The sequence below is a fragment of the Stutzerimonas kunmingensis genome, from assembly GCF_021432085.1.
Taxonomy (GTDB): domain Bacteria; phylum Pseudomonadota; class Gammaproteobacteria; order Pseudomonadales; family Pseudomonadaceae; genus Stutzerimonas.
This window is the reverse complement of record NZ_CP090366.1, coordinates 1260529-1276865: the sequence shown is the minus strand read 5'-3', so window position 1 is coordinate 1276865 and position 16337 is coordinate 1260529. Positions and strand designations below refer to the sequence as shown.

The following is a 16337-nucleotide window of genomic DNA, read 5'->3' as shown; positions in this document are numbered from 1 at the left end:
TGCCTCGGGACACCCACCGACGGGTAGCCAGCGAAAAGTGGCATGGCGGCTGAAAGGGCCAGCCGTTAAGCTCCAGCTCTCATTCTAAGAAGAACAGATTCCATGCCTCAGCGTGTCGCCCTGTTTCCGGTCCTGCTGGCCGGTGCCGTTCTCTTGTTGGTCGTCCATGGCCTTGGCCGCTTCGTCTATACCCCTCTGCTGCCCTGGCTGGTGGAGGACGGCCTGCTGACCGTGCAGGAAGGCGCCAGCATCGCCAGCTGGAACTACCTGGGCTATCTGATCGGCGCCCTGCTCGCGGTGCGCTGGCATCGCGTCGCGCAGATCCGCCGTACGCTGCCCTGGGCACTGGCGCTACACGTCTTGAGCGCCCTGCTGCAGACCCAGGCGGAATCCGCTGACGCCCTCGCCGCATTGCGCCTGGCCAATGGCATCAGCAACGGTCTGGTATTCGTTCAGGCGCCCTCGCTGATCCTCGAATGGCTGGCGCGACAGCAGCGCGTTTCCTCCAGCGGCCTGGTCTATCTCGGTGTCTGCGTCGGGCTGATTCTCTCCAGTTTGCTGGTGAGCCTGAGCGACGGGTACCTGATGGGAGCCGAGCGTTGGTGGCCGGCGGCGTTGCTTTCGATACCGCTGGCCTGGTGGGGCTGGCGGCAGCTGTCGCAGCTGGACATGCCTGACGAGGAAAAGGCCCATTCTGCGGAGGAGCCACCCAGCGGCAAGCTGCTCGATCGCTCCAGCACACCGCTGTTTCTTTCCTACGCTGGCGCCGGCATGGGCTACATCCTGCCGATGACTTTCCTGCCGATGGTCGCGCGTCTGCAGGTGGAGCCCGGTGACTTCCTCATCGGTGGCAGCTGGCTGGTGGTGGCGTTGGCGACGCTGCCGGCGCCCTGGCTGTGGAATCGTCTCGGCGTGCGCATGGGTGACGACATCGCCTTGCGCCTGAGCTATCTCACCCAACTGCTCGGCGTACTGGCCGCGCTACTGCTGCCCGGCGCGGTCGGCATCCTGCTCTGTGCGGTACTGGTCGGCGGCACCTTTCTCGGCACCGTGCTGTTGACCCAGCGCCTGGCGCGGGCGCTGCATCCACACCAGGGGCCGCGGCTGTCAGCGGCGCTGATCGCACTCTACGGCCTGACCCAGCTCGCCGCCCCCTGGTTGACCAGCATCTGGATGGGCATGGGCGGCAGCCTGCACAGCGCCTTCTGGCTCGGCGCCGGGGCACTGCTCTGGGGCCTGCTGTGGATGCTGATGGTGCCGCGCCGCCGTTAGCAACGAGACCTATCCGCGGGCAGCGGTTGTGGGACAATGCGCGCCCCAGCCGCCAACCTCCCGCTGATCAGATGCCGCGCAGATCCCCGTCCTCGACTCCGCAGCCCGGCCGTGCCGAACCCGGCAAGGCCGTACTGCATCCACGCAACCGCCATACCGGCCGCTACGACTTCCCGGCGCTGATTGCTGGCTGCCCGGAGCTGGCCGAGTACGTCATCCTCAATCCCTACGGCAAGCAAAGCATCGACTTCGCCAACCCGGATGCGGTGCGGGTATTCAACCGCGCCTTGCTGCGGCAGTTCTACGGCATCCAGCACTGGGATATCCCGCCGGGCTACCTGTGCCCGCCGGTGCCGGGGCGCGCCGATTATCTGCACGGCCTGGCCGACCTGCTCGGAGAGCACAAGGCCAGCGCGATACCCCGCGGCGCCGCGATTCGCGCACTGGACATCGGCACCGGGGCCAACTGCATCTACCCGCTGATCGGCCATCGGGAGTACGGCTGGCACTTCACCGGGAGCGATATCGACACCACCGCTCTGGCCTCGGCATGCACCATCGTCTCGGCCAATGGCCTCGTCAAGGCCATCGAGCTGAGACAACAGGCGGCGCCGAAGCACATCTTCAAGGGGGTGATGTTGCCCGAGGATCGCTTCGACCTGACGCTGTGCAATCCGCCCTTCCATGCATCGCAGGCCGAAGCCAGCAGTGGCAGCCAGCGCAAGTGGCGTAACCTCGGCAAGCTCGATCCGAGCCGCAAACTACCCGCGCTCAATTTCGGCGGTCAGGCGGCGGAGCTCTGGTGCGAAGGTGGCGAAGCGGCCTTTGTCGCGCGCATGGCGGAGGAAAGCGTCGCGTTCGCCAGACAGGTCTACTGGTTCAGTACCCTGGTATCGAAGGGCGCCAACGTGGCGCCGCTGGAGGCGCGGCTGAAACGCCTCGGTGCCCGCCAGATGCACACGCTGGACATGGCTCAGGGGCAGAAGAAGAGCCGCTTCGTCGCCTGGACCTTCCTGAGTCAAACGGAGCAAGCGAGTTGGCGCGCCGAGCGCTGGGCGAAAGGGTGAAATTCAGGCAGGCGTCAACGGAAAGGTTTAGACCGCCACGTCCCAGAGCTGCTTGTTCTTCAGCGCCATGGTCTGGATATAGCGCGGTTCACCGTTGATCTCTTCCAGTTCGGTCATCCCGGCCAGCTCGCCTACCACGCGATAACGCTTGCCTACACGCTTGTCCTTCAACGGATAGAGCTTGGCGATTTGTTGGGCGAGTTCGGTAAGGGTGGACATTGCTTGTTGCTCCATTGACTGCGTGCCGCAGGTATTTACCAACTGTTGATGACGGTTATGCGACAGCCGAGCTTAGAACAGGGTTGCCAGGCTGCCACTCGATCGCAGGCGTATGCACAAAAGCCGGTAGGTTGCTGCTAAGAACCGGCGATTTGTTCTTAACTTCTTCTACGCCGCTTCGCTTTGGAGCGATGAATACCGAATTGATTCCGTCACGTTCGTCGCCGTTTTTCGAACTGGAAAGCAAGGCTATGGGATCACTATTGCGGGCATGGCAGCTTTGGCGCGACCGGATAAACCGGCCACGCGGAAAAGAAGGAATCACGAGATCGCAGGCCAGCTGAATCAGCAGGTGCCCAGCCCAATCTGCAGCAGCGCCAGGCCGCCACGCTGCCAGCCCCACCAGGCCAGCATCAGCAGACCCAGCACCAGGGCGACGCTCATACCCAGCCAGAGCGGCCGCATCAGTTGACCTGCGCCTCGCGCAGGCGCTCGACTGGCTGCTCACGAATCGGCCAGTTGAGTACCGCCGCCATCAGGCTCAGCGCGATCGCGATCTGCCAGACCAGATCGTAACTGCCGGTACGGTCGTACAGCCAGCCGCCCAGCCAGCCGCCAAAGAACGAGCCCAGCTGATGGAAAAGGAAGGCGATACCGCCGAGCATCGACAGGTTGCGCACGCCGAACATGGTCGCCACCGTACCGTTGGTGAGTGGCACCGTGGACAGCCACAGCAAGCCCATGGCGATGCCGAATGCGTACGCGCTCCAGACACTCAGCGGCGCCAGCAGGAAAACACTGATCACCACACCGCGAATCAGATACAACCCGGCCAGCAGCTTTGGCTTGGAGTAGCAGCTGCCCAGCCAGCCCGCAGTGTAGGTGCCGACGACGTTGAACAGCCCGACCAGTGCCAGCACCGTGGTACCGACCTGCGCCGGCAGATGCTTATCGACCAGATAGGCCGGCAGGTGCAGACCGATGAAGACCACCTGAAAGCCGCAGACGAAAAAGCCCAGCGCCAGCAGACGGAACCCGGAATGCCCGGCCGCTTCGCGCAGCGCCTCGCCCAGCGACTGCTGAGTTCCGGGTGCCGCCGGAGGCCGCGCGGGGCTGCGCATCATCCCCGCGAGCGGCACGATCAGCGCCACCAGCAAACCGAGCGCCATAAGCGCCGAGGACCACCCCAGCCACTCGATGAGCCCCAGGCTGCCGGGCAGCATGATGAACTGGCCGAAGGAGCCCGCAGCGCTGGCGATGCCCATCGCCATGCTGCGCTTCTCCGGCGGAACCGCCTGCCCGACTGCGCCGAGGATCACCGAGAACGAGGTGCCTGACAGCCCCAGTCCGATCAGCAGCCCGGCACTCAGCGTCAGGGTCGTCGGCGAATCGGACACCGCCATCAATGCCAGCCCAACGGCGTAGAGAATGCCGCCGATCAGCACCGCACGAGCCACGCCGAAGCGATCGGCCAGCGCGCCAGTCACCGGCTGCACCAGGCCCCAGATCAGGTTCTGTATCGCGATGGCGAAGGCGAACACCTCGCGACCCCAGCCGAACTCGGCACTCATGGGCGGCAGGAACAGACCGAAGCCGTGGCGCACACCCAGCGAAATCGCGAGGATCAGCGAGCCACCAGCGAGAATCCAGGCAGAGTTGCGCCATGCAGCGGTCATGGGGGTCATTCCTCGAAGAAAAGGCGACCAGTTTACTCAGTTAAGCCTTTCTTTCGTCACCCCATGTGTCCGATCGGGTGCCCTCCGCTCTCGCGGAACGCTAAAGCGCCAGCAACCCTACGGCCATCAACAACGGCGCCGCCACGCTGACCGCAGCGCTCAGCCCCAATGCCGGCAGCAGGCGCTGCGCCTGCAGCGGTTCGCGACGCAGCAACCATGCCGCTCGCAGGGCCAACGGCAAGGTCAACAAGCCGAGTGCGCCACCGGCCAGACCTGGCTGCGCCAGCACAGCCAGGAGTACGCCATAGGCCAGCAGCCACTGCGCAAACGCCACGCGCACGGCGTTGGTACAGCCGATATGCATAGGCAGGGTACGCCGGCCGACAGCGCGGTCGGCATCAATGTCCGGAAACTGGCCAAGCAAAAGCAGGTTGTTGCAGAGCAGCAGAGGGGGCAGGATCAACCACAGATCGCCGAGATCCGGCGCGCCGCCGAGAACGATGCGCGTACCCAGCACCATCAGCGCGAAGCCCAAGCCCGGCGCGAACAGGCACAGCCAGGGGTGGCGGGTCAGCCAAGGCGTGTAAAGCAGCACCAGCAACAGTCCCGCCAGACCGATCGGCGCCAGACTGAGCAACAGCGGCGGCTGGCGCAGCAGGAACAACACGCCGATCAGCGCGCAGGTCAGCAGGCTGCCGAGACCGAGCAGCAATGTGCGACCCAGCAGATGCGGATGGGTCACCAAGGTACCGCTGCCACCGCTGAACGCCGTGCGGCGGGTCTGCAGGTCCAGTCCACTGCGGTAATCGCACCATTCGTTGAGCGCATTGACTGCCACATGGGCGGCCAGGGCGCCGAGCAGCACCAGCAGTGCATCGCTGAAGGACATCGCTTCCGCGCCCCCGCGCGCCGCCAAGGCCACCCCGAGCGCCACGCAGCTCAGCGTCAGCAGCAGGAAACGACCTCGCACCACACCCAGCCATGCCAAGGTTCTGCTCATCTACGCCTCCCGCTATCGTCTTGTGTACGGCAGGCTAACCCCAACGCCGCGAGGCGTCCTTGACACAGATCGACTCCGCCAGACCGCAGCTTCGGCTGCAGGCACGTACCACCCGCTCTCGGGTAAACTGCCCAACCTGTTGCATTCCAGCCGTGAGACCACCATGCCCATCCGCCACTGCATCGTCCATCTGATCGAGAAAAAGCCGGACGGCACCCCTGCCGTGCTCCACGCCCGTGACTCGGAGCTGGGCAACTCCCAGGCTATCGAGAACCTGCTGGCCGATCTCAACGAGAGCTACAACGCCAAGCAGGGCAAGGCCTGGGGCTTCTTTCACGAGGAGTCCGGCGCCTATCCGTTCAGCGGCTGGCTCGCGCAGTACATGGAAGGCAATCAGGACTTCACCGCATTCAGCCGCCAGGCAGTCGAGCACCTGCAGAAGCTGATGGAGGAATCCAACCTGTCCACCGGCGGCCACGTGCTGTTCGCCCACTACCAGCAGGGCATGACCGATTACCTGGCCATCGCCCTGCTGCACCACAGCAACGGCGTCACCGTTACCGACTCGCTGGACGTGACCGAAGCCCGGCACCTCGACCTCGGCCAGCTGCACCTGGCGACGCGGATCAACATCTCCGAGTGGCAGAACAACAAGCAGTCCAAGCAGTACATCTCCTTCATCAAGGGCAAGAACGGCAAGAAGGTGTCCGAGTACTTCCGCGACTTCATCGGCTGCCAGGAAGGCGTCGATGGCCCGGGCGAGACGCGCACGCTGCTCAAGGCCTTCAGCGACTACGTCGAAAGCGAGGACCTGCCCGAGGAAAAAGCGCGGGAGAAGACCAGCGCCTTGGTCGGCTACGCCAGTAGTCAGGCAAAGATCGGCGAACCCATGTCGCTCGAAGAGCTGTCCGGAGTCATCGACGAAGAACGCCCGCGCGCCTTCTACGAGCACATCCGCAACAAGGATTACGGGCTGTCGCCGGAAATTCCCGCCGACAAACGCACGCTCAACCAGTTTCAGCGCTTCACCGGGCGCGCCGAAGGGCTGTCGATCAGCTTCGAGTCGCATCTGCTGGGCTCGAAGGTCGAGTACGACGAGGCGCGCGACATGCTGATCATCCGCCAGCTGCCGACCCAACTGAAGGACCAGCTCAAGCGGCGCAAGGACTGACCGCGCCATGCGCCTGGCGGACGCCATTCTCGATGACTGCCTCTGCGACCCGGCGGCGCCGCTGGCGCGCGATCCGGCACGCTGCCACGGCCTGGACAAAGCACAGGCTCAAGCGCAGCTGGCAAGCCTGAAGGAATGGCTACGGGTGCAGCAGACCATGCTCTGGGCCAACCGCCGCGACGCCCTGCTGCTCGTGCTGCAGGGGCCGGACTGCTCCGGCAAGAACGGCGTGATCCGCCACGTGCTGGGTGGCCTGGACCCGCTGGGGCTGTCGCCGCACAGCTTCCAGGCGCCGAGCGAAGAAGAACGTCGCCAGGACTTCCTCAGGCGCTACCGGGAGCGGCTGCCGGCGCCCGGCATGCTCGGCGTATTCAATCGCAGCTACTACGAAGCGCTGGTCAGCGATCTGCGCGACGGCCTGTGCTCGCCTACCGATATTCCGCAGCGCGAGGCCGCAATCCTGGCTTTCGAGCGCGAGCTGCCGGCCGCCAGTATCCAGCCGCTCAAGTGTTACCTGCAGCTGTCTGCCGGCGAGCAGAAGCACCGCTTGCATCGGCGCCTGGAGCAGCCGGAAAATCGTTGGAAGCTGACCCTCGGCGATCTGCAGGACCACCGCAACTTCGCCCAGCAGCAGGCGCAATGGGCGGCCGTGCTGAGCAAAAGCCACAGCCGCGAAGCACCCTGGTACGTGATACCGGCCGACCACCGCTGGTTGCGCGACCTGCTCGTCGCCAGTCTGCTCGCCCGCACGTTCGAGCGCCTGGCACTGGACTGGCCGACACGTCCGGCGCCGTTCACCCATGCCGATCTGGACAGCACGCCATGAAGCGCCTCGCTCTACTGCCACTGCTGCTTCTGCCGCTGCTGGCGCAGGCGCAGCAAGGCGAAACAGCGCCGGAACTGTCGGTGGACGAGGTCCGCTTCACGGTCGCCAACTCCGAGTTCACCCTGATGCACGAGATGGGGCACTTGCTCATCAGCGAACTGCAGCTGCCGGTACTGGGGCGTGAGGAAGACGCCGCCGACCAGCTCGGCTTCATGGGCCTGTTCCTGTTGCAGCAGGAACAGCACCGCGACGATTTCTACGCCAAACTGATGGATGTCGCCGATTACTGGCGTCTGGAATGGCAGAACGCGGAACGCGACGGCTCCCCGGTACCGGTCTGGGACAGCCATGCGCTGGACGCCCAGCGCTTCTACAACATCGCCTGCCTGGCCTACGGCAGCGACCCGGATCGGCTCGACTGGGTGCTGGAAGTCAGCGGTTTGCCGGTGGAACGCGCGCTGTACTGTCCCGAGGAATACGAACAGGCGGCCCACGCAGTGCAGTGGTTTCGCGAGCACTTCGGCCGCAGCGACGAGCGACCGGCGCGGCACCGCATTCGGGTGATCTACGACACACCCCCCGGACATCTGCCGGGTGGTACCGAACTGCTGGAAAAGATTCGCGCCAGCGGCGAGCTGGAAGCGGTCGCGGCGAAGGCCAGCGATGCCTTCGAGCTGCCCCGCGACCTGACCCTGCGCATGTCCACCTGCGGCGCGCCGGACGCCTGGTTCAACCGCATCAGCGGTGAGCTTACGCTGTGCTACGAGCGCATCGCCTACTTCCGCACGCTCGCCCGCGAGCTGCCGAAGCTGCGCGCCGGCGAATCACCGACGCCGCACTGAGGCGTCTTCAGCGCGCCTCGATGCGATAGCCGACACGCGGGAAGTGCACGTGCACGACCCCGGTGCGGTCATCGCTGCGGCGCAGGATCAGCTCTTCGCTACCGGCGAAGACCAACTCACCCTCGACCGGATCGGCGCCGTAATCAACTGCGGCGATGGCCACATTCTGCCCTTCCTGAAAACCATTCGGCTCGCTGAATGCTTCGTCCGGCAGCGGCGCAGGCTCGGCCTCCAGCGCCATGCGCAGCGCATCCTCGGCGGATAGCTCGCTGCTGGAGCCATGGCCCACGCCGAGTACCTTGCCAAGCCAGGCCGCCACCTCCGGGTAGCCATCCACCAGCGGCGCGGTGACCGGCGTTGCACGCAGGAACCACAGGCAATGCGCGACGGCGAAGTCGGCAATCGACGGCGCCGCACCAAACAGGAACTCGCCCTCCTCCCGCGCCAGCTGCTGCTGCAGGCGGGTCATGAAGGTTGGCCAATCACTCTTCGCCTGCTCCAGCGGAACGCGACTGACCGAGCCGTTGGAGAACAGCTGCGCACGGTCCTTGCTGAATATCTGGACGAACTCCTTGGGCACCTGGGCGAAGCGGACGGCCATGGATTCGGGCTGGAACACCAGGCTCACGGCGTTCAGGAACAGCACCGAATCGGCCCACTGGGCAAGCGTCGCGGCGGTGAACTCCTGGCCTTCCGGGAACAGCGCCGGGGTGGTCTTTTCGGCCTCGAGCCGACGCGCGATCAGGGCGGTGTCGCAATAGATGTCGGCGCCGACCTGCAACACCGGCGTGCGTCGATAACCACCGGTGAGCGCGGTCAGATCGGGCTTGGGCATGACCGGAGGGATCATCACCGAGCGCCAGGACAGCTGCTTGAACCCCAGCATCAGGCGCGCCTTTTCGGCAAAGGGCGAGGTGGGATAGTGGTGCAGGATCAGCTCGTGCATGACAGGCTCCGCCAGAGGTCTCGAGATGGGGCGTCGCCCCGTGGAAGAGCATCAGCTTAGACGCTCCGCTCCACCGAGCCTACCGGCTGATTGGTGCGTCATTCACGCAACGGGGCTGGCCAGGCTCACCAGGCGTTCCTTGGCACGCTTGTCCAGGCGCTTGATGGCGATCTCGCGACGCAACGCATCGCCCTTGCTGGCGCAAGGCTCGACATAGACCAGCGCCTGCGCCGGACTGGAGTGAAAGAAACGCGCGCCGCGCCCGCGCTGGTGCTCGGCGAAACGACGCTGTGCATCGTCGCTGATACCGCAATACAGCGCACCGTTGGCGGCGCGCACCAGATAGACGAACCAGGGCTTGGGCTGAACCTCGGTCATGTTTCGCAAAACTCTCGGAGTCGGTGGCGGCACGGGCCGGCATTATGCCGAACTTGCGCGCCACGGTCGTTTGGCAGCATCTCCCTGCCGTAGGAAGGTGCTCGCTTAGCAGAGAGCCCGACCGCTGTCCAGATATGGTGGCGGTTCGCCTTTGCGTATACTGCGCCGATGTTTGCCCAAACCGTGTTCCGCAAGCGCTGCGCCATCTGGCTGTTGGCGACCGGACTCTTCCTGATGCTCAGCAGCTGCGCCGAGAAGCCCAGCGAGCTTGAGCGTATACAGGAGGAAGGCGTACTGCGCGTGATCACCCGCAACAGCCCTTCCACCTATTTCCAGGACCGCAACGGCGAAGCCGGCTTCGAGTACGAGCTGGCCAAGCGCTTCGCCAGCAATCTCGGCGTCGAGCTGCAGATCGAAACCGCCGACAACATCGAAGACATTTTCAACCGTCTCAACCGGCCCGGCGGCCCGGCGCTCGCCGCCGCCGGCTTGGTCGCCAGCGAAGGCCGGCAGGAACTGGCACGCTTCACCCGCTCCTATCTGGACGTTACCACCCAGGTCGTCTACCGCAGCGGCCAGCGCCGTCCGACCAGCCCCAAGGACCTGATCGGCAAGCGCATCCTCGTGCTCAAAGGCAGTAGCCAGGCGGAGAAGCTCGCCACACTGCAGGCCGAATATCCCGACCTGCGCTACGAAGAATCCGACGCCGTGGAAGTGGTCGACCTGCTGCGCATGGTCGACGAGGGGCAGATCGACCTGACCCTGGTGGAATCCAACGAGATGTCCATGAACCAGGTGTACTTCACCAACATCCGCGCCGGCTTCGATGTCGGCGAGCAGAACAGCCTGGCCTGGGTCGTGGCCAAGGGCGAGGACGACAGCCTGCTCAAGGCCGCCAACTCCTTCCTCGAACAGGCCCAGGAGAACGGCACGCTGCAGCGCCTGCGCGAACGCTATTACGGTCACGTGGACGTACTCGGCTACGTCGGCGCCTACGCCTTTGCCAAGCATCTGCAGCAGCGTCTGCCGCGTTACGAGAAAGCCTTCCGCGAGACCGCCAGGAAACACGGCATCGACTGGCGCCTGCTGGCCGCGATCGGTTATCAGGAATCCCACTGGCAGCCCGAGGCCACCTCCAAGACCGGCGTGCGCGGGCTGATGATGCTGACCTTGCGCACCGCCAACGCCATGGGCGTGACCAACCGCCTGGACCCAGTGCAGAGCATCCAGGGCGGCGGCAAATACCTGGTCAAGGTGCACGCCAGCCTGCCCGAAAGCGTGCAGGAACCCGATCGCACCTGGTTCGCCCTCGCTGCTTACAACGTCGGCGGAGGGCATCTCGAAGACGCCCGCAAACTCGCCGAAGCCGAGGGGCTGGACCCCAACAAGTGGCTGGACGTGAAGCAGATGCTGCCGCGCCTGGCACAGAAGCAGTGGTACAGCAAGACCCGCTACGGCTATGCCCGCGGCGGCGAGCCGGTGCACTTCGTGGCCAACATCCGCCGCTACTACGACATCCTCACCTGGGTAACCCAGCCGCAGATGGAAGGCCAGCAGCTGGCCAAGAGCGAGCTGCATATCCCCGGCGTGTACACGACCGACCTGATGGAAGAGCTGCCGCCGCTCTGACCTTTGCGCAAGCCTGACTCACGCCGGGCCAACGCCCATCCGACGCAACAGCGCCTTCTCGATCTCCAGAATCACCAGCACGGCCACCCCGGCCAGCACCACCAGCACACCGGTCGCCAGCGGCAACGCCTCGGACGCGAACAGCGACTGCATGAACGGCGCGTAGGTGAACATCAGCTGCAGGGCGAACACACCGAACACCGCCACCAGCACCCGCGGCGTACCCTTGACGCCCTGCACGGTGAAGGAAGGCGCCTTCAGATAACGCACGCTGAACAGATAGAACACCTCCATGCACACCAGCGTGTTGACTGCGACGGTGCGCGCCGCCTCGATCGACGCGCCCTGCGTCAGCATCCACTGGTACATGCCGAAGATGCCGGCGAGAAACAGCGCGGAAACGAAGAAGATCCGCCAGATGACGAAGCGCGACAGCATCGGCTCGTCCGGCCGCCGCGGCGGCCTCTGCATTAAATCCGCCTCGGTCGGTTCGAACGCCAGTACCATGGCCAACGCCACCGAGCTGACCATGTTGACCCACAACACCTGCACCGGCGTGATCGGCAGCGCGATACCGAGCAGCACCGCCAGCAGCAGCGACAGCGACTCGCCGCCGTTGATCGGCAGCAGGAAGGTCACAGTCTTGCGCAGGTTGTCGTAGACGGTGCGCCCCTCTTCCACCGCATGGGCGATGGAAGCGAAGTTGTCGTCCGCGAGCACGATGGCGCCGGCCTGCTTGGCCGCCTCGGTGCCCTTCATGCCCATGGCCACGCCGACATCGGCCTGCTTCAGCGCTGGCGCATCGTTGACGCCATCGCCGGTCATGGCGACCACCTCGCCATTGGCCTGCAGCGCACGCACCAGGCGCAGCTTGTGTTCCGGGCTGGCGCGGGCGAACACCCGGGCCTCGGCGACGGCCTGGCGCATGGCCGCTTCATCCATCAGCTCCAGCTCCGGCCCGGTGATCGCCTTGATGTCATCCCCCATGCCCAGCTGTCTGGCAATGGCACTGGCAGTGACGCCGTGGTCGCCGGTGATCATCACCACGCGAATGCCAGCTGCACGGCACTGCGCCACCGCACGGATCGCCTCGTCACGCGGCGGATCGATAATGCCGACCAGCCCGAGCAGGGTCAGCTCGCTGGCAACGTCGGCATGCTCGATCGCCTCCTTGCCGGCCGGCAGCCTGCGCCGCGCCAGCGCCAGCACGCGACGACCGGCCCGCGCCTGCGCCTCGACCTGTTCATGCCAGTGCGACTGATCCAGCAGCCGCTCCTGGCCGTCGGCCTCGAGCTGCCGCGCGCACATGGCCAGGATCCGTTCCGGCGCGCCCTTGACCAGCACTTCGCTGCCGCCTTCGCAGGCATGCAGGGTCGCCATGAAGCGGTGTTCCGACTCGAAGGGGATCACGTCCAGCCGCGGACGGTCGACGTGGAGGTTGGCCGGCGACAGTCCTGCCTTCATCGCCAGGGTCAGCAACGCGCCCTCGGTGGGGTCGCCGGCAAGGGTCCACAGTCCGTCCTTCTCGTGCAGGCTGGCGTCGTTGCACAGCGCCGCGGCTTCAGCAAGCGCGCTGGCTGCCGGCGTGCGCGCTGCCAGCGCCGCCGGTTCGACTGCCACGCCCTCGAACAGCAACGCACCTTGCGGTGCATAGCCCGCGCCTTCGACCTCCAGTGCCTGCCCGGCGCAGATCACTTCCTGCACCGTCATCTCGTTGCGCGTCAGGGTGCCGGTCTTGTCCGAGCAGATCACCGTCACCGAGCCCAGCGTCTCCACCGCCGGCAGGCGCCGGATCACCGCATTGCGACTGGCCATACGCTGCACGCCGATGGCCAGGGTGATGGTCATGATCGCCGGCAGCCCCTCGGGGATCGCCGCGACCGAAAGCCCCACCGCCGCCATGAACATCTCGCCGGCGCCCATGCCGCGCACCAGCGTGCCGAACAGGAACAGCAGCACGCCCGCGGCCAGGATCACGGCTGTCAGCGCCCGGCCAACATCGGACATCTTGCGCAGCAGCGGCGTGGTGCCCTGTTCGACGGATTCCAGCATTGTCCCGATACGCCCGATCTCGGTCGCCGCGCCCGTGGCGACCACCACCGCACGCGCCTGGCCCTGGGTCACCAGCGTGCCGGCATAGCCCATGCAAAGCCGATCACCGATGGAAGCATCGGCGGCCACGGCCTCGACCTGCTTGTCGACTGGCACCGATTCGCCGGTCAACGCTGCCTCGTCGATACGCAGGTTGCGCGCCTGCAGCAGCCGCACGTCTGCCGGCAGGCTGTCGCCGGAAGCCAGCAGTACCACATCCCCGGGCACCAGGTCGGCGGCATCGAGGTTCTGCTGGCGACCATCGCGCAACACCACCGCGTGCGGCGCCAGCAGATGCCGAATCGCCTGCAGCGCTTTTTCCGCCTTGCCCTCCTGAACGAAGCCGATCACCACGTTGACCACCACCACCGCCAGGATCACGAAGGTGTCGACCAGATGCCCCATCAGACCGGTTACCAGCGCCGCGGCGATCAGCACATAAAGCAGAAGATTGTTGAGATGACGCAGCAGGCGCTGCCAGAAACTCGCCGGCTTGGCCTCATCGAGCCTATTGGGACCGTATTGCAGCAGGCGCTGTCGGGCCTGTTCGTGGCTGAGGCCGGCGCTCGAGGACTCCAGTTCGAGCAACGCCTCATCGCTCTGCCGAGCATGCCAGCGGTTCGACTGTGTTTGCGGGTCGGGCATTGGATCCCCCTGATCTTGATTCGATGATGCCGGAAACACCGGCAACGCTGGCCCATCAGAGCCGAAACAGCGCCCCTATGACCACCACCGCGAAACCGCTTGCAACACTCGCACGACGACCAGATGTCGCACCCCAGCATTGCTGCACGCGCGCGTCGCAGCCGCGCTATTCTTGCCGGTCAGTCATGACCTACCGAGGACGCAGCATGCAAAAAACAGCACTCATCATCGGCGCTTCCCGCGGTCTGGGTTTCGGCCTGGCGAAACAGTTCTGCGCCGCAGGCTGGCAGGTGATCGCCACGGTGCGCAACCCGCAGCACGCCGAAGCCCTCAGCCAGATACCGCAGGTGCGCGTCGAAACGCTGGATATGGACGATGCAGGCAGCGTAGACCAGCTGGCCGCCCGCCTGGCCGGTACCAGACTCGACGTGCTATTCGTCAACGCCGGCGTCGCCGGCCCGCAGGACAAACCGGCCACGCAAGCCACTCAAACAGAAGTCGGCCAGCTGTTCTTCACCAATGCCGTCGCACCGGTGCGCCTGGCCGAGCGGTTGCTGCCGCTGGTCGATCCTGCGCAGGGCGTGATCGTCTTTATGAGTTCCATCCTCGGCAGCGTCGAAACCGGTCCGGGCATGGGCATGGACCTATACGGCGCGAGCAAGGCCGCGCTGAATCACATGACCCGAACCTTCGTCGCCGGACTGGGCGAGACCCGGCTGACCGTGTTGTCGATGCATCCGGGCTGGGTCAAGACCGACATGGGCGGCGACCAGGCGCCACTGGATGTCGAGACCAGCACGCGCGGTATGCTCGAGCAGGTTACCCAGGCCATTGGACAGGGTGGGCATCGGTACCTGGATTACCAGGGCAATCCGCTGCCTTGGTGATGACGGCCACAAGGGTTATCTCGGGAGTCGGATTGGCCGCTCCCACTACCCAACCCTTGGCAGCCCTGTGACAAACCCACCCCAAACCCTTTATCTTCCTCCCCCGGCGAGGCATCCACCGCTCCGCCTCCTGGATCAGCAGACAGGGCATAACTGAGCTGGCTACTCTGAACTCAACCATTCAGGAGAAAGCCGGCCATGGCTGCTCATCGAATCTGGATCAAGAACCCCCTCGCCCTCTTCACTGCCAACGACCAGAAAGCCCAAGGCGGACTGGTGATCGAAGACGGTGTCATCACCGAACTGCTTGCCGCCGGCGCCACGCCCACGCTGCCGGTGGATGAAACCTTCGACGCCCGTGAACACGTGGTATTGCCGGGGCTGATCAACACCCACCACCACTTCTACCAGACCCTCACCCGCGCCTGGGGGCCGGTGGTCAACGAGCCGCTGTTCAACTGGCTGCTGACCCTCTACCCGGTCTGGGCGCGGCTCACGCCACAGGCGCTGCAGCTGGCGAGCAAGGTGGCGCTGGCCGAGTTGCTGTTGTCTGGTTGCACCACGGCGGCGGATCACCACTACCTGTTTCCGGGCGGGCTCGAGGATGCCATCGACATTCAGGTCGAGGCCGTCCGCGAGCTGGGCATGCGCGCCATGCTCACCCGCGGTTCGATGAACCTGTCCAAGGAGAACGGCGGCCTGCCCTGCAAGAGCGTGGTGCAGGACGCCGAGACGATTCTTGCCGACAGCAAGCGGCTGATCGATCGCTACCACGAGCGCGGCGACGGCGCGCAGATCCAGATCGCCCTGGCGCCCTGCTCGCCCTTCTCGGTCACCACCGACATCATGCGTGCCTGCGCCGAGCTGGCCGAAGCGCGCGACGTACGTCTGCATACCCATCTGGCCGAGACGCTCGACGAGCAGGAGTTCTGCGCGCAGCGCTTCGGCATGCGCACCGTGGACTATCTGCAGAGCGTCGGCTGGCTCGGCCCGCGGACCTGGCTGGCCCATGGCATCCACTTCAACCAGGTGGAGATTCACCGCCTGGGCGCGGCTGGGGTCGGCATCTGCCATTGCCCAAGCTCCAACATGCGCCTGGCCTCCGGTATCTGCCATACGCTGGAGCTTGAGGACAAGGGCGCCATCATCGGCCTGGGCGTCGACGGTTCGGCCTCGAACGATGCCTCCAACATGATGCTCGAGGCGCGCCAGGCGCTGTTCATCCAGCGCTTGCGCTACGGCGCCGAGAAGATCACGCCAGAGAAGGTCCTCGGTTGGGCAACCCGCGGCTCGGCGCGCCTGCTCGGGCGCGGTGACATCGGCGAACTGGCGGTTGGCAAGCAGGCCGACCTTGCCCTGTTCAAGCTCGACGAACTGCGCTTCTCCGGCAGCCACGATCCCGTCGCCGCGCTGCTGCTGTGCGCCGCCGACCGCGCCGACCGGGTGATGGTTGGCGGCAAGTGGCGTGTCATCGACGGCCAGGTCGAAGGCCTCGACGTACAGAGGCTGATCGCCGATCACCAGCAGGCGGCCCGGCAGCTGGTAAACGGCTAATCGGCAATGATCGAGGCTTGCACCAAAGCTGGGCGCCGTGGATTACTGGCGCACCAGCGCAAGCCCCGACCAGGCATCAGCGTCGAGTCGAAGCGCCCGCAATCCGGCACAACGAAGGTATCTGTCCAGTTGGT

Annotated in this window: 14 protein-coding genes; 8 read left to right on the top strand and 6 right to left on the bottom strand. The window is 65.4% G+C overall.

Annotation, left to right across the window (positions count from 1 at the left end; all coding sequences use genetic code 11):
- Positions 1–102 precede the first annotated feature (102 nt).
- Together LW136_RS05875 and rlmF are read left to right on the top strand one after the other, a co-directional pair.
- Positions 103–1272 (top strand): YbfB/YjiJ family MFS transporter, encoded by a 1170-nt coding sequence (locus tag LW136_RS05875; protein WP_041013181.1) that lies wholly within the window; start codon positions 103–105, stop codon positions 1270–1272.
- 71 nt (positions 1273–1343) lie between these two features.
- Positions 1344–2339 (top strand): 23S rRNA (adenine(1618)-N(6))-methyltransferase RlmF, encoded by a 996-nt coding sequence (gene rlmF, locus LW136_RS05870; protein ID WP_041013180.1) that lies wholly within the window; start codon positions 1344–1346, stop codon positions 2337–2339.
- A gap of 27 nt (positions 2340–2366) precedes the next feature.
- Here rlmF and LW136_RS05865 read toward each other — a convergent pair whose 3' ends face one another.
- From LW136_RS05865 to LW136_RS05855, 3 genes are all read right to left on the bottom strand, one after another.
- Positions 2367–2558, bottom strand: a complete 192-nt coding sequence (locus LW136_RS05865; protein ID WP_003298204.1) for a hypothetical protein — start codon at positions 2556–2558, stop codon at positions 2367–2369.
- A 464-nt stretch (positions 2559–3022) separates the two neighbouring features.
- Positions 3023–4234 carry an MFS transporter gene (locus tag LW136_RS05860; RefSeq protein ID WP_014819440.1) on the bottom strand — a complete coding sequence of 404 codons (1212 nt, stop codon included), beginning with the start codon at positions 4232–4234 and terminating at the stop codon, positions 3023–3025.
- Positions 4235–4334: 100 nt separating this feature from the next.
- Positions 4335–5234: a prenyltransferase gene (locus tag LW136_RS05855; protein WP_041013179.1), complete on the bottom strand. Its 900-nt coding sequence runs from the start codon at positions 5232–5234 to the stop codon at positions 4335–4337.
- 163 nt (positions 5235–5397) lie between these two features.
- Between LW136_RS05855 and yejK the strand changes: the two genes are divergently transcribed.
- From yejK to LW136_RS05840, 3 genes are read left to right on the top strand one after another with little or no spacing between them, the layout of a single operon-like run.
- A complete protein-coding gene (gene yejK, locus LW136_RS05850) occupies positions 5398–6405 on the top strand; it encodes a nucleoid-associated protein YejK (protein WP_041013178.1) in 1008 nt (335 codons plus the stop codon).
- A 7-nt stretch (positions 6406–6412) separates the two neighbouring features.
- Complete coding sequence (locus LW136_RS05845; RefSeq protein ID WP_041013177.1) at positions 6413–7231, top strand: polyphosphate kinase 2 family protein; 819 nt, start codon at positions 6413–6415, stop codon at positions 7229–7231.
- Positions 7228–8073, top strand: a complete 846-nt coding sequence (locus tag LW136_RS05840) for a DUF4344 domain-containing metallopeptidase (protein ID WP_041013176.1) — start codon at positions 7228–7230, stop codon at positions 8071–8073. Before LW136_RS05845 ends, LW136_RS05840 begins: the two co-directional genes overlap by 4 nt.
- Before the next feature lie 7 nt (positions 8074–8080).
- Here the strand turns inward: LW136_RS05840 and LW136_RS05835 are convergent, their stop codons facing one another.
- Together LW136_RS05835 and LW136_RS05830 are read right to left on the bottom strand one after the other, a co-directional pair.
- Complete coding sequence (locus LW136_RS05835) at positions 8081–9019, bottom strand: glutathione S-transferase family protein (RefSeq protein ID WP_041013175.1); 939 nt, start codon at positions 9017–9019, stop codon at positions 8081–8083.
- Between the two features lie 102 nt (positions 9020–9121).
- On the bottom strand, positions 9122–9397 hold the full coding sequence (locus LW136_RS05830) for a GIY-YIG nuclease family protein (RefSeq protein WP_041013174.1): 276 nt from the start codon (positions 9395–9397) through the stop codon (positions 9122–9124).
- Between the two features lie 168 nt (positions 9398–9565).
- On the opposite strand from LW136_RS05830, the gene mltF reads away from it, so the two are divergent.
- On the top strand, positions 9566–11026 hold the full coding sequence (gene mltF / locus LW136_RS05825; RefSeq protein WP_041013173.1) for a membrane-bound lytic murein transglycosylase MltF: 1461 nt from the start codon (positions 9566–9568) through the stop codon (positions 11024–11026).
- Between the two features lie 18 nt (positions 11027–11044).
- On the opposite strand, the gene LW136_RS05820 is transcribed toward mltF, so the two are convergent.
- The gene (locus LW136_RS05820) at positions 11045–13762 is read right to left on the bottom strand and encodes an HAD-IC family P-type ATPase (protein WP_041013172.1); all 2718 of its coding nucleotides are present in this window, start codon (positions 13760–13762) and stop codon (positions 11045–11047) included.
- A 206-nt stretch (positions 13763–13968) separates the two neighbouring features.
- On the opposite strand from LW136_RS05820, the gene LW136_RS05815 reads away from it, so the two are divergent.
- Together LW136_RS05815 and LW136_RS05810 are read left to right on the top strand one after the other, a co-directional pair.
- Positions 13969–14649: an SDR family oxidoreductase gene (locus LW136_RS05815; protein ID WP_041013171.1), complete on the top strand. Its 681-nt coding sequence runs from the start codon at positions 13969–13971 to the stop codon at positions 14647–14649.
- 198 nt (positions 14650–14847) lie between these two features.
- On the top strand, positions 14848–16203 hold the full coding sequence (locus LW136_RS05810; RefSeq protein WP_041013170.1) for an 8-oxoguanine deaminase: 1356 nt from the start codon (positions 14848–14850) through the stop codon (positions 16201–16203).
- Positions 16204–16337 lie beyond the last annotated feature (134 nt).

What these genes read in the sequence shown, in the direction of transcription:
- LW136_RS05875 (WP_041013181.1), top strand. Translation starts at nt 103, where the DNA reads ATGCCTCAGCGTGTCGCCCTGTTTCCGGTCCTGCTGGCCGGTGCCGTT.
- rlmF (WP_041013180.1), top strand. Translation starts at nt 1,344, where the DNA reads ATGCCGCGCAGATCCCCGTCCTCGACTCCGCAGCCCGGCCGTGCCGAA.
- LW136_RS05865 (WP_003298204.1), bottom strand. Translation starts at nt 2,558, where the DNA reads ATGTCCACCCTTACCGAACTCGCCCAACAAATCGCCAAGCTCTATCCG.
- LW136_RS05860 (WP_014819440.1), bottom strand. Translation starts at nt 4,234, where the DNA reads ATGACCGCTGCATGGCGCAACTCTGCCTGGATTCTCGCTGGTGGCTCG.
- LW136_RS05855 (WP_041013179.1), bottom strand. Translation starts at nt 5,234, where the DNA reads ATGAGCAGAACCTTGGCATGGCTGGGTGTGGTGCGAGGTCGTTTCCTG.
- yejK (WP_041013178.1), top strand. Translation starts at nt 5,398, where the DNA reads ATGCCCATCCGCCACTGCATCGTCCATCTGATCGAGAAAAAGCCGGAC.
- LW136_RS05845 (WP_041013177.1), top strand. Translation starts at nt 6,413, where the DNA reads ATGCGCCTGGCGGACGCCATTCTCGATGACTGCCTCTGCGACCCGGCG.
- LW136_RS05840 (WP_041013176.1), top strand. Translation starts at nt 7,228, where the DNA reads ATGAAGCGCCTCGCTCTACTGCCACTGCTGCTTCTGCCGCTGCTGGCG.
- LW136_RS05835 (WP_041013175.1), bottom strand. Translation starts at nt 9,019, where the DNA reads ATGCACGAGCTGATCCTGCACCACTATCCCACCTCGCCCTTTGCCGAA.
- LW136_RS05830 (WP_041013174.1), bottom strand. Translation starts at nt 9,397, where the DNA reads ATGACCGAGGTTCAGCCCAAGCCCTGGTTCGTCTATCTGGTGCGCGCC.
- mltF (WP_041013173.1), top strand. Translation starts at nt 9,566, where the DNA reads ATGTTTGCCCAAACCGTGTTCCGCAAGCGCTGCGCCATCTGGCTGTTG.
- LW136_RS05820 (WP_041013172.1), bottom strand. Translation starts at nt 13,762, where the DNA reads ATGCCCGACCCGCAAACACAGTCGAACCGCTGGCATGCTCGGCAGAGC.
- LW136_RS05815 (WP_041013171.1), top strand. Translation starts at nt 13,969, where the DNA reads ATGCAAAAAACAGCACTCATCATCGGCGCTTCCCGCGGTCTGGGTTTC.
- LW136_RS05810 (WP_041013170.1), top strand. Translation starts at nt 14,848, where the DNA reads ATGGCTGCTCATCGAATCTGGATCAAGAACCCCCTCGCCCTCTTCACT.